This is a genomic window from Gynuella sp. (genome assembly GCF_050297175.1).
Classification (GTDB): Bacteria; Pseudomonadota; Gammaproteobacteria; order Pseudomonadales; family Natronospirillaceae; genus Gynuella.
In genome coordinates, this window is record NZ_JBNKSF010000052.1 from 87,392 (window position 1) to 100,520 (window position 13,129).

The following is a 13,129-nucleotide window of genomic DNA, read 5'->3' on the forward strand; positions in this document are numbered from 1 at the left end:
TATTAACAAACCAGAGGAGGCAATATGAACAAAGATACCCGTAGTTTTCCTACCACCGTCAGCCGCGATCCGTTACCCGGCAGCCGAAAAATCCACGTGCCCAGCCCTTTTCATCATGGTATTTCAGTTCCCATGCGGGCCATTGATCTGAGCGATCAATCAACCGTCACGGTCTATGACAGCTCCGGTCCTTACACCGACCCGCAACAGACAATTGATATTCATCGTGGTTTACCGCCCGTGAGAACCGAATGGCTCGATCAGCGCGGCGACAATGAGGCTCGCACGGTAACAGCCTGCGACCGCGACACTGAAAAGTTTCCACTTTTTGGTCACTCCCGCATCATCCGACAGGCGCGGGAAGGCCGTAATGTCAGTCAGATGCACTATGCCCGGCTCGGCATTATCACTGCAGAAATGGAGTACGTGGCAGTACGGGAAAACCAGAACCGCGAGCAGTTACGCAGTGAGTTTGATACCGATGAACGCCAGCGGCGTCTGGCCGGACAGTCATTCGGCGCCCAACTACAACCCATCACCCCCGAATTCGTACGCGAAGAAATTGCCGCTGGTCGCGCCATCATTCCGGCCAATATCAATCATCCGGAACTGGAGCCGATGATTATAGGACGGAATTTCCTGGTAAAAGTGAATGCCAACATCGGTAACTCGGCACTGAATTCGAATATTGCCGAAGAAGTGGAAAAGATGGTCTGGGCCACTCACTGGGGAGCGGATACGGTTATGGATCTTTCCACCGGACAGGACATTCATGAAACCCGCGAATACATCATCCGTAATTCTCCGGTACCTATCGGCACGGTGCCACTCTATCAGGCACTGGAAAAGGTCAACGGCGTGGCCGAGGATCTCAATTGGGAAGTGTTTCGCGACACCCTGATCGAACAGGCAGAACAAGGGGTTGATTACTTCACCATTCATGCCGGCATTCGCCTGGCCGACATCCCCAAGACCGTGGACCGGGTCACCGGCATCGTCTCGCGCGGTGGGTCAATCATGGCCAAGTGGTGTATTGCTCACCATCAGGAGAGTTTCCTGTACACCCACTTTGAAGATATCTGCAAGATCATGAAGCGCTACGATGTCAGCTTTTCTCTCGGTGATGGTTTGCGTCCCGGCTCTCTTGCCGATGCCAACGACGACGCTCAGTTCAGTGAACTGATCACTCTCGGTGAGCTGACCAAGATTGCCTGGCAACATGATGTACAGGTGATGATCGAAGGACCGGGTCATGTACCCATGCATCTGATTCAGGAAAACATGGACATGCAACTAAAGCATTGCCATGAGGCACCGTTTTACACCTTGGGGCCGCTGACCACGGATATTGCCCCCGGTTACGATCATTTCACCAGTGGCATCGGTGCGGCGATGATCGGCTGGTTTGGCTGTGCCATGCTGTGTTATGTCACCCCCAAGGAACATCTTGGGCTACCTGACCGGGACGATGTCAAAGAAGGATTGATAACCTACAAAATTGCGGCCCATGCAGCTGATGTGGCCAAGGGTCACCCGGGTGCCCGCTACCGCGACGACATGCTGTCCAAGGCCCGCTTCGAATTTCGCTGGGAGGATCAGTTCAATCTGGGACTTGATCCGCTCAGAGCCCGACAATATCACGATGCAACCCTGCCCAAGCAGTCGGCCAAAACCGCGCACTTCTGCTCCATGTGCGGCCCCAAATTCTGCTCCATGAAAATCACCCAGGACGTCCGTGATTTTGCGCAACAGGGCATGCAGGAAAAATCCCGCGAGTTCCGCGATGGTGGTGCCGAGATCTATCTTAAGGACGTCGCCGGAGAAGCGTCTTCATGAATCACATTGCCATCGTTGGAGCTGGACTGATCGGCCGGGCCATGGCCTGGCAACTGCTACAAACCGGTCAGCGGGTAACCTTGTTTGACCGGGACAGGATCGACGGTGATGAGGCCGCCGCCTACACCGCCGGCGGGATGATCTCGCCGTTATCAGAGATTGAAGTACTGGAACCGGCATTACTGCAACTGGCCAGACAGTCACTGCAATTGTGGCCAGCGCTGGTGGACTCACTGGGTCAAGAGGTGGATTTTCATAATCATGGCTCGTTGATTATCTCTCACCCTCAGGATAGCACTGCCCACCAGCGTTTTCTGAAACAGTTACAGCAGCACACCCACCCGACAGCAGAAGAATATGCCTGGCTGAATGCCAGTCAGCTGCGTCAGCAGGAGCCGGAACTGTTGCCGAATTTTCAGCAGGCAGTGTTGTTACCGGAGGAAAGCTGGGTGGATCCGGCACGTCTGATGCCGGCACTGGCGGAGCGAATTCTGCCACTTTGCGAACACTGGCACAGTGGTTGCGAAGTCACGGCCATCGAGCCTCATACTGTCAGCTGTGGGTTGGACAGCCACCGCTTCGATCTGGTGGTCGACTGTCGTGGCATGGGAGCCCAAAAAGATCTGCCGGGCCTGCGCGGCGTGCGTGGTGAAGTGGCACGCTTTCATGCGCCAGAGGTCAGACTGACGCATCTGATTCGGCTAATGCACCCTCGCTACTGCCTCTACATCGTGCCGCGTGCCGGCCAGCGATATCTGATTGGTGCCACCCAGATCGAAAGTGAAGATCGTGGACCGGTCAGCGTGCGTTCGGCGCTGGAACTGTTGTCAGCGGTATACAGCCTGCACAAAGGGTTTGCCGAAGCCCGCATAGAAGCATTCAAAACCAACCTGCGTCCGGCCATGCCGGATAACCAACCACTTTTGAGCCTGCAATCCGGACTGATGCGTATTAACGGTTTGTTCCGACATGGTTTCATGTTGGCGCCAGCCATCACCGCACAGGCTCTGCAACAGCTTCAACAGCAAGGTTATCTATGAACATTATCGTGAATGGTAAACAAGAGCATGTGACAGAGCATGAAAATCTGCAGCAATTGCTTGAAGCCCGGGGCCTCAACCGTGGCTTTGCAGTCATGTTGAACCGCCAGCTGGTCACCCGTAGCGAGTATCCCAATACCCGGCTTGCGGATCAGGATCAGGTAGACATCATTGTTCCCATGCAGGGAGGCTGATATGTGGCAACTGGCAGATACAACCCTGGACAGTCACTTACTGATCGGTACGGCCCGCTATCCGTCACCAGAGATCATGATCGAAGCCATTCGCGCCAGCGGCGCGCAGGTGGCCACCATTTCCATCAAACGGCAGAATCCGCGCGAACGCAGCGGTGATCAGTTCTGGCAGCTGTTGTCCCAAATGAAGCTGCAGCTACTGCCCAATACCGCCCACTGTTATTCCGCCCGCGAAGCCATCGAGACAGCAATGATCGCCAGAGAGTTGTTCGATACCCACTGGATCAAACTGGAAGTGCTGGGCAGCGAATATCAGCTTAATCCGGACCCGTTTGCGCTGGTGGAGGCCGCCGCAGAACTCATCGCTCAAGGCTTTGAGGTGTTTCCATACTGTACCGACGATCTTGCCCTGGGCGAACGCCTGGTGAATCTTGGCTGTCGGATTCTGATGCCCTGGGCCGCACCGATTGGCACGGGTAAAGGACTGCTGAATCCATACGCGCTGACCATGTTGCGGCAGCGGTTTCCAGACATCACCCTGATCGTCGACGCCGGTATTGGTCTGCCATCCCACGCGGCTAAGGCCATGGAGCTGGGCTATGACGGCATACTGCTCAATACCGCCGTGGCGCAGAGTCACGACCCGGTGATCATGGCCAAGGCCTTTGCCCATGGCATTGAAGCCGGCCGGCTGGCCAGAGCCGCCGGACCAATGGCCGAACAGGACGTTGCCCATCCTTCAACCCCGGCTATAGATCGTCCCTTCTGGCATCAGGAGCCTTAAATGCTACCGCAGATATTATGCCTGGCTGCCACCGACAGCGGCGGTATCGCCGGACTGAACATGGACATCCGCTGTGCCAGTGCCCTGAACGTTCACGCACGCACAGTGGTAACCGCAACCAGCAGTCAAAATCATCATGGACTAACAGCTCTCAATCCAGTCCCGGACGACAGCTTCATCAGCCAGCTGCACAGCCATGACGGGGCACCGATACAGGCAGTTAAAATTGGCGTCCCTGGAAATGCCCGCCAGTTATCTCTGACCGCTGACTGGCTGGCATCGCAGACGCGGCCAGTGATTCTCGATCCCGTGTTTACAGCCACGATTGGCGGGGATTTCTACGATGCTTCCAGCCTGACCGAACTGCGCCAAGCGCTGTTGCCACAGGTCACCCTGATCACTCCCAACATTCCGGAAGCCGAACGCTTATGCAATTGCCGGATTCTGACGCCGGACGACATGATTACGGCAGCGCAGCAGTTGCTGGGGTTTGGCATACAGGCTGTCTTGCTGAAAGGGGGGCACCTGAACGGCCAATTCTGCTGCGATTACTATGTCGATCAGCAACGGGCTTTCTGGCTGCGGACAACACGATCCGACGCAACCAATCAGCGCGCGACCGGTTGTCTGCTGTCGACCTCCATTACCTCGGCCCTGGCCCTCGGGTATTCCCTGGCCGATGCCGTGGTGATCGGCAGGATGGCTATCAGTCAGGGCTTGCGCCAGGGTTATGGTCTGGCACAGCAGGAAGGACCGGTCCGGATCAATCATTTTCCCGATCATCCGCAGGATCTGCCGGAACTGTACGACCACTACTCTGACGCCACTGTCAGTCCATTTCCGGCATGTGATCGCAACCTTGGCCTGTATCCGGTGGTGGATGATGTCGGTTGGATTCAACGACTGCTGCCCTTCGGTCTTCAGACCATTCAGCTACGCATCAAGAATCAACCACTGACCCAGGTGGCCCAGCAGGTCCGTCAGGCTGTGGCCTTGTGCCGAGACAGCCATTGCCGCCTGTTCATCAACGACTACTGGCAGCTGGCCATAGAACATAAAGCCTACGGCGTACATCTGGGCCAGGAGGATCTGACCGATGCCAACCTTGCCCAAATCAAGACAGCTGGGCTGCGTCTTGGCATCAGCAGTCATTGTCACTATGAGGTGGCCCGGGCCAGAAGCCTGAAACCTTCTTACATTGCCAGTGGCCCAATCTATCCGACCACCTCCAAAATCATGCCATGGCAGCCACAGGGTATTGACGGTCTGAGTTACTGGCGCAAACTGATTCCGCAGCCGTTAGTGGCCATTGGTGGCATTTACGGTGACCGAGTCAAAGCGGTCCATCAGGCAGGCGCTGATGGAGTGGCAATGATTTCAGCCATCACAGCAAGTCCATCACCGGAGACAACCGTCAAACAGCTGATGACCCTGTTTTCGCAGCATACATGACATCAGCCGGTTCATGATGCCATCAGTATCGCAATGGCTGTTTACCGCTCTTCTCACTTACGGCAAAGCAGCCTCCTGTACCAATTCTGTATTGACCCATCAACCTACTTACTATAGCTGTCATAGGTGAATTGTTATGGTTTCAATTTTGCTGTCAGATACTGATAACAGGCAGGATAAGTCATTGATATATGATAATGGTCAAATGCCGATATTTTGCTATCTTCATCAGACATTCCTGCAACAACCATAAGCTGTCAATCAATGGATGAATTTTCTAACAAAATAATAAAACCGGTCATTCAACGAAAACGGCGAATACCATAAAAATCATAATAAATGTTTTACTGAATTCGTCATTTTCACGATAACGATCACTGGAGAATATCTATGCATAAGCACACATCACTAATCACCTTTATCATTTCCGGATCACCTGTGGTTGATAAGGTATGGCACCATATCGGTAATGTTTTTCATCATGAAGTCTATAATTCCATGCCTGATTTTTTAATGAGTGGGACAAAAAAACTTCAGCATTGATCGTCGGCTCTGAGGAAGACTTCCACACCGGACAACATGCACTGGAACAACAGCATCATACCTCGCTGATCGTCAATCTGCTCACAACCACAATCAGGATCGTTGGTGAATTGTCAGGCGAACAGGTTGATCCGCTGGTAATGATCTGCCAGCACATTTTAATGTCGTTAGCGATCTGTTCATCTCCCCTTTCATTGGATGCCATTCATGCCACCCCATCGCTATCTACTGCAAACATCATCAGACAACAGCAATTGACTCAAAGTACCTGCGACTTTTTATTCAGAAATCTGGATAAGACTCATACGTTATCGTCTATCTGTAAAATCATGCACACCAATAAAAATACATTGTCACAGGCTTTCAAACAGCAACTGCACATGGGCGTTTCCAGCTGGCTGCGGAAAAAACGTATGGAAAAAGCCAGAGAACTGTTGCTAACCACAGATCTGAACATTCAGGAAATCTCCAATCAGGTCGGGTATTCAGATCAGGCCAATTTCTCAACCACTTTTAAAGCCTTTTACCATCATAGCCCTCTGCAATTACGTAAGCAGGATCAGAGCGCCGATTAACGCTACGACAATGATCGTCATTACTCGCCACTACCGGATCTGATGCGGTATCCGGTAACTGGCATGGTTATCGCTCAATTTTTATAAACCCGATCACCAGTGGCCTTGCTGAAACCGCATGGCTATGTGGGAGGAATGCTGATGGACGGAGCAGTCATGATGCCGATACACCGACAACTTCTGGAGCATTTCGACCAGCGCCGCTGGCAAAAGAGGACAATATGACGTTTGATTACCTGCACATTCTGACCGTCATTAAACACTGTCACGAAACTGACCCGGTACTGCACCAACGCCAGAGCCTGACAGAGTGGTCGAAAATAGCCGCACTGGCCTGCCTGCAGGCACAGGGCCTGGCCATTTCTGCCGCTGTGATCGATCAGCTGAACCACAGATTTAATCTTGTTCTGGAGATAACAGCCCGATTGAACCAGATTGAAAGTAACCAGCCTTACTGCGATGAGCTGATGCAGACATTCCGCCAGTACTATCGCTGGCTGGGCCGGCAAGGCGAAGGATTGTCAGCTCTGGAGATCCAGCAGAACTGGGAAAACTGGCTGCCAGAACCTGATCCGAAAGAGCTCTTCTGTGGACATTCTGCTGCGCTCGGTGATGATAACAACGATTGCATGCATGACAATTCCGATTTCCTCACCCTCAACGGCTGCATTGACGACATCGCCATTTTTGCCAGGCAAAACAGCTATCAGGACCCACTTCCGGATGACGCATTTATCGATCAATGGTTGCATGCCACTAAGAAATTGTGTCTGCTGGCCGAACGTCTAAAAGTGCCGTTACCGCTAAAACTCAAAACCATGCTACAACAGGTTGCTGCACTTTATCCGGTTGTGACTGGGGGAACGACGAATTTGTTTATCGCCGCCCCTGACCCGGATGCAGCTAAACACTGGTTTGACTATCAGCAGGAATATCACGCACGACATAACCAAAAACTGAATCTTGAACGCATCATGGATTGGAGTGAACACTTGTATCGGCATTTACTGCATCGGGTGCCAGTACTACCAATTCCATGGCCGGTTCACGATCATGACTCGATTGACCAAGACTTCCCAGAGGACAATCAGTCTCCCATCATGTTTTTATAATTATCATGGCACACAGCAAATTAAACACCACCCCTCGATTCGACCGCTTTGGCTGGTACTGGCAGCCAGAACAATGGTTGACAGGAATGTCTCCAACAGATGTTCGCAATGCGACAGGAAATGCGGTTGACCTCAATGCGCTGGAAAAATCTCTGCAAGGTAGAGTCGAACAACAAAAACAATTGGTTGACTCGCTCACACAATCCCCACCTGTCGCACCAAAGCCAGATTGAGTGCCTGATGACGGTCAATAATATCCAGGGATACGATTAATCTGTATTGGCTGTGGTCAGTGACGTCTACAGTCGAACTTCCAGGAATGTATTCACGGCGGGGAGCAAACATGGGAACCGGCTAAAGATGGAACCGATAAGTCGTTATCCGTCTTCATCAGAATACGGCTGAAAACAACCACGAACAACGACATGAAAACGATTTGAAATGCATCGTCGCACCATATACTGAATGGCTTATTTTTTCGGATTAAAATATTGATTGAATATTTGCTGTGCCAGTTTAGTACTCTCAAGCGAACTGCCTTTCATTATATCGTTTTGGCTATCATACCCAACAGCCTGTTCGTCCGTTCGAACGCTACCGATAACCTTATTGAACTCTTCACCCATAGCCGGGTTCTGCAACCACTTGGCGTAGGCACTCCCCATTACCACCATATCGATCGTACTCTGATTTTTGACACCATCCACCTCGTTCTGAGCAGAGAATGCGATAGATTGTGCTACGGCCGCGGCGGCGGCCTCCAGGGGACTGACTCCGTCAAAGTGAGTTTTTTCATCAGCGGCATTTGCTTTCTGACCTTCCGCGTCTTTATCTGCTTCGGACATCATCGACTCCTCTCTGCTTAATCCATGAAACAATTACTCTGGTAAATTCCGACCACGACTCATGTATTCTGCTTATCTTTTTTCTGTTGCATGGCCATGTTTACTTGATACAGAAACTGAATCATATCTTTCAGGCCATCGGTATCTATGGTGGACTGCAACGTTGTAGATTCAATTGAAGTAATCGGTGGAGTCAGGTTGATGGACATACTCAACTGATTTTGGTTCTGGTTGTAACATAACGACCATTTTCCGGGCGATGCTCCATTCTGTGGATCAAATGGAGCACTGAGGCAGTTGGAAATATCCTGCGTTTTATTGGTTGTCATGATATCTCTCCATACATGTTTGCGATAAATACTCTATCAAAATAATTTATTTCCGGATTACGATCCCAGGATCTTATTACACGTCTGTACCATTGCAGAATTTGCCAAGGTCTGAGCAGCATATTGATTGGAAGTATTGTTCAGCATGGATAATGTCAGTGCATTGACCAACCCACCCATGGACAGAACCTGCAAGGTCTTGTTGCTTTGCTCCTGGAGTTCATCATTTATCTTCGATGAATTATGAATATAATCTTTTTCTGCCATAACCATTGCTCCGATACGGTTAAGATTTGATTAACACTGCCTGATAATTATGGAGAAACGTCCCGAGGGACGTTTTTCCACATCGTTCACCGGTGTTACTTGTTCTGTGAAAACAATTTAGTCACACCGAGTGTAGTGGCAGCCTGATAGCTGACATTGGCCTGTTGCTGAGCATAAACCGCATTTGCTGCAGCCATTGCAACAGAGTTACCAATAGTCTGGTACAAACTACCCATTGCCATCGCCGGCGCTTCCGCCAGCACTTTGGTATTGGCAATTGTAACCGCATCTACAACTGCGCCATTTACCGCTGTCGGTTGAGTTGCTTCACTCATGGTATCCTCCCGTCAAAACCAATTTTGATCTCACTCAGGGGTTATTTATTTTGCTCAAACAATTTGGTCACACCCAGAGTACTGGATGCCTGGTAACCAACATTTGCTTGTTGTTGCGCATATACGGCGTTAGCAGCCGCCATGGCAACAGAGTTACCGATAGTTTGATACAAGCTACCCATCGCCATCGCCGGCGCTTCCGCCAGTACTTTAGTATTGGCAATAGTCACCGCGTCAACAACGGCTCCGTTGACTTCAGTTGGCTGAGTGGAGTGAGTTGGCTGAGTGGATTGAGTTGCATTAGCCATAGTATTTTCTCCTGAAAATGTTTTTTTTGATCATTGTTAATTTAGTACATTAACTCTTATTGTCACTAAACAGCTTTGTTACTCCTAAAACTCCTGTAGACTGATAAGTCATCCATCCTTGCTGCTGCGCATAAACCGCATTGGCAGCGCCCATCGCTACAGAATTCCCAATAGTCTGATATAGACTACCCATCGCCATCGCCGGAGCGACTGCATTAACCTGTGCATTTGTTGCTGCAACAGAACCAACAACAGCACCGTTGAGTGAACTTGGTTGCGTCATCATGTTTCTCCCGAAATTTAACTGCGGTTACCGGGTATTAACCGTTTTGAGAAAACAGCTTCATAACTCCCAACGTGGTCGCCGCCTGATAAGCAACATTAGCCTGTTGCTGCGCATAAACTGCATTCGCTGCAGCCATTGCCACCGAATTGCCGATGGTTTGGTACAAACTTCCCATCGCCATCGCTGGCGCTTCGGCAACAACTTTGGTATTCGCAATCGTAACTGCATCGACTACCGCGCCATTCACCGAATCGGACATAACAGACCTCCTCTGTTATCAAATAAAGTGTTAACAACAAACCCCGTTTTGAGGGATCCGAATAGTCTTTTTCACATAACATGCCAACACTAAAAATTTTTTCGACCCAGCTAACCTGTTGATAAACCGGGAGTTTTCAGTGTGTCATTTTTGAGAGTGAAGATCCGCTCAAAGATCCTATGGCCTGGTTCATCCATTACCTGAAAATATCAGGTGATATCCGTCCAGCCATTCACCGGGAGTAAATATATTGTGGATGTTGATAAGCGATTGAGAGTTAGTCTGGAGAGCTAAAGAACGGCATTATTTAAGCGATACGGGGTAGTGGAATCTTGCCGGTAATGGTAGTCCGCTTATGTCAGATTTTTCCATAATGAAACCGTAACGTCTGAATATCAGCGCAAGGTTTGGGTTAATCAGTGTTGTCACTAACGCGATGCAACCTTCGGACAAGGCCAATCCCAGAATATTATCGAGTGTTTGATGGATCAGCGATTCAACAAATATCATGGCTTGTGTCGGATCCAATGGCGCGAATAAGCCGTAGGTATCTGGAAGAATGTCAAGATAGCCAATATACAATTTCCGTTGCCAGGTCATAATTACCAGCTCGGAACAGGTTTGTTGTTCGGTTAATTTCAGTATTTCCCAGAACAAAGTGGCATCCCTCTGAGTCACAGATTCTCGGGCACTGCGGAGCCGGGATGCCAGATAATAGCTCAACAGCTCTTGATAGATACGCGGTCGCTGTTCCTGAAGAGCGTGGAAATCGCGTTCTACCTGATGACACAGTTTTACACCCAACTGCTTTTCCAAGTGTTCATCAGGCAATAAGGAATACGGTAATGAAAAAACGCTCATCAATGATTTCGTTATACTCTTACTTGTACATTGACAGAATATTATCGTCTAATTGAACCTGTTGAGTCTGATCCAGCTGATCCTTCATCGGAGGCTCGCAGCCATTAAACAACTTTTGTTGCTGTTCATATATTTTTTGTACATTAACGGCCGAAACGGCTTTTTCCGGCTGACCGATAACATTTGGAAATGCCATTTCTACTGGCTGAAATGGCTCTATAGAAAACAAAGACAGCGACTGCTGTAACAGTTCATCTCCTTGTTTTACCATTTTCTGTGTCTGTTGATTGGAGGCCTCCTCCAACGGGTTTTGTGCTTTCATCGTCATCTCCATTCAGTTGAATGATTGGCAGAAAAAATCATAGACTATCAAACGCATACTTCAGACCGACTACGATGGATGCCTGATAACTGATATTCGCCTGCTGCTGGGCAAACACTTGGTTCATGGCCGCCATTCCAATGTTGTAGGCAATACTTTGATACTGGCTACCCATTGCCATGGCTGGCGACATTCCTACAGTTAATGCATTCACCATCGATATACTTTGCGCAACGGCGGAAGAAATGTTGTTCATTTTAGTCTCCTAACAGAGTAAATCGCTTTTAACCTGATCATATGAAGTCAGGCTGCTTTTTAACCGGTCGGCAACGGCCGGGTAAAAACCACACATGGCATTTATCGTCCATATTGCCAGTGGTTTCAGGGTTTCAGATCTTTGAGAACAGAGGCGCCCGCCTCCCCCACTTTCACCAGGTTTTCAGAAACAAACGTAATCGTTTTGGTTGCACTTTCGATAATTTCTTTATATTCCACCATGGCCGGATTAGCCAGCCAGCTGGCAGATGCAACGCCAATCACAGTCGTTTCTATGGTATTGATATTTTTGAGCAGGTCTGCAGCGCTTTGTACTGCCAGGGCAACAGATTGATTCAAATGAGGCTGAATCAACTCCTGGGCTGAATTGCCATCATCGCTGCTGGCATCCTGACCACTGGCATCACTCATTCGAAGCCTGCCTGTCTGTCATTAACTGATCGACGTTGCGTTGAAAACCGGTCATATACGAATCTACTTGTCGGGGTGAATTAAAACCCGCTGGCAATAATCTGACCGCCTGTAGTCCTTTCATGTAATCGGGATCAGCTGCAAGCACCTCCAGTACCGATGAGGCCCCCGTAGCGGAACTGTCCGCCAGACTCTGTACCAACGCACAGTTTTCATTCCATCGTTTACGAGCCTCATCGGCAGCAGTAGCCACTGCACCTTTCAGTTGTTTGCTCACATCAATAAACTGCTTGAAGGACTCTTGTTGTTGTTGCTCAAACTGATTGGCATCCGTTACGATCTGGTTGATTGAAACACTCATCCAGGACCTCCAGAGTCAATGGTTCCCGGTATATTGGGCCATTTGCTGCTGCAACAGCTCGTGCATTTTGGCAAATTGATCCTGCATTTGAACGAAGTATTCCGAATAATTCCCACTATAATTACTTTGCAGACTTTGCCGAAAAAGCTGGTCGGCATTGAGTAGCCACTGTGGTGGTTCGATGACGGGAGATTCAACTGAAGTATAGTAATTACCGGGTATCTCTGTTTCGGTTTCCGGAATTTCGCTGACGGAATCGCAAGTGTAATCACCGCGTTCATCTTTATGTGCATCAAACATCAGTACCGGTCGAGTCATGGTCTTTTTCCTCCGGATGATTATGCTGATCTGCCAAAGGCATTTTCAGACTGTTTTGCATTGTTTGATTAATCCGTTCTATCACAACGTCCAGATGAACCATATTTGTCGTCTGAAGATCGGTAACATCTTCCAACACAGCATCACGTTCATCTGTTTCATCTCCCTTCGGTACGACAGATGTATCCGGTTGGGATGAAGAATGCTGTTGTTTTCGTTTCTGACTTTGCAACTGCTGTACCATATGACTCAGCTTTTCCTGTTGCTGCAGCATAATCTGTAGTAACAGATCGTCGGCTTCTTCCCGCAACTGATTGATCTGTTGCAGGCCCTGTTGTCGACTGTCAGTCTGGCCTGTCTGAGCGGCGTCCACGATTTGTGGAACGGGCCCGGTATTGTTATCTTCAGACATTCT

Annotated in this window: 22 protein-coding genes; 8 read left to right on the top strand and 14 right to left on the bottom strand. The window is 49.6% G+C overall.

Annotation, left to right across the window (positions count from 1 at the left end; translation table 11 throughout):
* The first annotated feature begins 24 nt into the window (after positions 1-24).
* From thiC to ACQY6I_RS20395, 8 genes are all read left to right on the top strand, one after another.
* Positions 25-1,836, top strand: a complete 1,812-nt coding sequence (gene thiC, locus ACQY6I_RS20360; protein WP_428243351.1) for a phosphomethylpyrimidine synthase ThiC — start codon at positions 25-27, stop codon at positions 1,834-1,836.
* A complete protein-coding gene (gene thiO, locus ACQY6I_RS20365; protein WP_428243352.1) occupies positions 1,833-2,876 on the top strand; it encodes a glycine oxidase ThiO in 1,044 nt (347 codons plus the stop codon). The genes thiC and thiO overlap by 4 nt, the downstream gene beginning before the upstream one ends.
* Positions 2,873-3,070: a sulfur carrier protein ThiS gene (gene thiS / locus ACQY6I_RS20370; protein ID WP_428243353.1), complete on the top strand. Its 198-nt coding sequence runs from the start codon at positions 2,873-2,875 to the stop codon at positions 3,068-3,070. Before thiO ends, thiS begins: the two co-directional genes overlap by 4 nt.
* 1 nt (position 3,071) lies before the next feature.
* Positions 3,072-3,854: a thiazole synthase gene (locus ACQY6I_RS20375; RefSeq protein WP_428243354.1), complete on the top strand. Its 783-nt coding sequence runs from the start codon at positions 3,072-3,074 to the stop codon at positions 3,852-3,854.
* Positions 3,855-5,306, top strand: coding sequence for a thiamine phosphate synthase (thiE, locus tag ACQY6I_RS20380; RefSeq protein WP_428243355.1), 1,452 nt, complete (start codon positions 3,855-3,857; stop codon positions 5,304-5,306).
* Positions 5,307-5,845: 539 nt separating this feature from the next.
* Entirely contained in the window at positions 5,846-6,424 is a 579-nt protein-coding gene (locus tag ACQY6I_RS20385) for a helix-turn-helix transcriptional regulator (RefSeq protein WP_428243356.1), read from the top strand.
* 221 nt (positions 6,425-6,645) lie between these two features.
* Positions 6,646-7,536 (top strand): hypothetical protein, encoded by an 891-nt coding sequence (locus ACQY6I_RS20390; RefSeq protein WP_428243357.1) that lies wholly within the window; start codon positions 6,646-6,648, stop codon positions 7,534-7,536.
* A gap of 5 nt (positions 7,537-7,541) precedes the next feature.
* Complete coding sequence (locus tag ACQY6I_RS20395; protein ID WP_428243358.1) at positions 7,542-7,769, top strand: hypothetical protein; 228 nt, start codon at positions 7,542-7,544, stop codon at positions 7,767-7,769.
* 237 nt (positions 7,770-8,006) lie between these two features.
* Here the strand turns inward: ACQY6I_RS20395 and ACQY6I_RS20400 are convergent, their stop codons facing one another.
* The 14 genes from ACQY6I_RS20400 to ACQY6I_RS20465 form a co-directional block, all read right to left on the bottom strand.
* Positions 8,007-8,381: a hypothetical protein gene (locus ACQY6I_RS20400; RefSeq protein WP_428243359.1), complete on the bottom strand. Its 375-nt coding sequence runs from the start codon at positions 8,379-8,381 to the stop codon at positions 8,007-8,009.
* A 59-nt stretch (positions 8,382-8,440) separates the two neighbouring features.
* Positions 8,441-8,710: a hypothetical protein gene (locus ACQY6I_RS20405; RefSeq protein ID WP_428243360.1), complete on the bottom strand. Its 270-nt coding sequence runs from the start codon at positions 8,708-8,710 to the stop codon at positions 8,441-8,443.
* 57 nt (positions 8,711-8,767) lie between these two features.
* Complete coding sequence (locus ACQY6I_RS20410; RefSeq protein ID WP_428243361.1) at positions 8,768-8,977, bottom strand: hypothetical protein; 210 nt, start codon at positions 8,975-8,977, stop codon at positions 8,768-8,770.
* Between the two features lie 95 nt (positions 8,978-9,072).
* Entirely contained in the window at positions 9,073-9,312 is a 240-nt protein-coding gene (locus tag ACQY6I_RS20415) for a RebB family R body protein (protein ID WP_044619460.1), read from the bottom strand.
* 41 nt (positions 9,313-9,353) lie between these two features.
* Positions 9,354-9,620, bottom strand: a complete 267-nt coding sequence (locus ACQY6I_RS20420; RefSeq protein ID WP_428243362.1) for a RebB family R body protein — start codon at positions 9,618-9,620, stop codon at positions 9,354-9,356.
* Positions 9,621-9,669: 49 nt separating this feature from the next.
* Complete coding sequence (locus ACQY6I_RS20425; RefSeq protein ID WP_428243363.1) at positions 9,670-9,906, bottom strand: RebB family R body protein; 237 nt, start codon at positions 9,904-9,906, stop codon at positions 9,670-9,672.
* A gap of 34 nt (positions 9,907-9,940) precedes the next feature.
* Complete coding sequence (locus ACQY6I_RS20430; RefSeq protein WP_428243364.1) at positions 9,941-10,165, bottom strand: RebB family R body protein; 225 nt, start codon at positions 10,163-10,165, stop codon at positions 9,941-9,943.
* 303 nt (positions 10,166-10,468) lie between these two features.
* On the bottom strand, positions 10,469-11,026 hold the full coding sequence (locus ACQY6I_RS20435; protein ID WP_428243365.1) for a hypothetical protein: 558 nt from the start codon (positions 11,024-11,026) through the stop codon (positions 10,469-10,471).
* Between the two features lie 19 nt (positions 11,027-11,045).
* Positions 11,046-11,348 (bottom strand): hypothetical protein, encoded by a 303-nt coding sequence (locus tag ACQY6I_RS20440; RefSeq protein ID WP_428243366.1) that lies wholly within the window; start codon positions 11,346-11,348, stop codon positions 11,046-11,048.
* A 37-nt stretch (positions 11,349-11,385) separates the two neighbouring features.
* Positions 11,386-11,604, bottom strand: coding sequence for a RebB family R body protein (locus ACQY6I_RS20445; protein ID WP_428243367.1), 219 nt, complete (start codon positions 11,602-11,604; stop codon positions 11,386-11,388).
* A 125-nt stretch (positions 11,605-11,729) separates the two neighbouring features.
* A complete protein-coding gene (locus tag ACQY6I_RS20450; RefSeq protein WP_428243368.1) occupies positions 11,730-12,035 on the bottom strand; it encodes a hypothetical protein in 306 nt (101 codons plus the stop codon).
* Positions 12,028-12,396 carry a hypothetical protein gene (locus ACQY6I_RS20455; RefSeq protein WP_428243369.1) on the bottom strand — a complete coding sequence of 123 codons (369 nt, stop codon included), beginning with the start codon at positions 12,394-12,396 and terminating at the stop codon, positions 12,028-12,030. The genes ACQY6I_RS20450 and ACQY6I_RS20455 overlap by 8 nt, the downstream gene beginning before the upstream one ends.
* A 15-nt stretch (positions 12,397-12,411) precedes the next feature.
* Positions 12,412-12,714, bottom strand: a complete 303-nt coding sequence (locus ACQY6I_RS20460; RefSeq protein WP_428243370.1) for a hypothetical protein — start codon at positions 12,712-12,714, stop codon at positions 12,412-12,414.
* Complete coding sequence (locus tag ACQY6I_RS20465) at positions 12,689-13,126, bottom strand: hypothetical protein (protein WP_428243371.1); 438 nt, start codon at positions 13,124-13,126, stop codon at positions 12,689-12,691. Before ACQY6I_RS20465 ends, ACQY6I_RS20460 begins: the two co-directional genes overlap by 26 nt.
* Positions 13,127-13,129 lie beyond the last annotated feature (3 nt).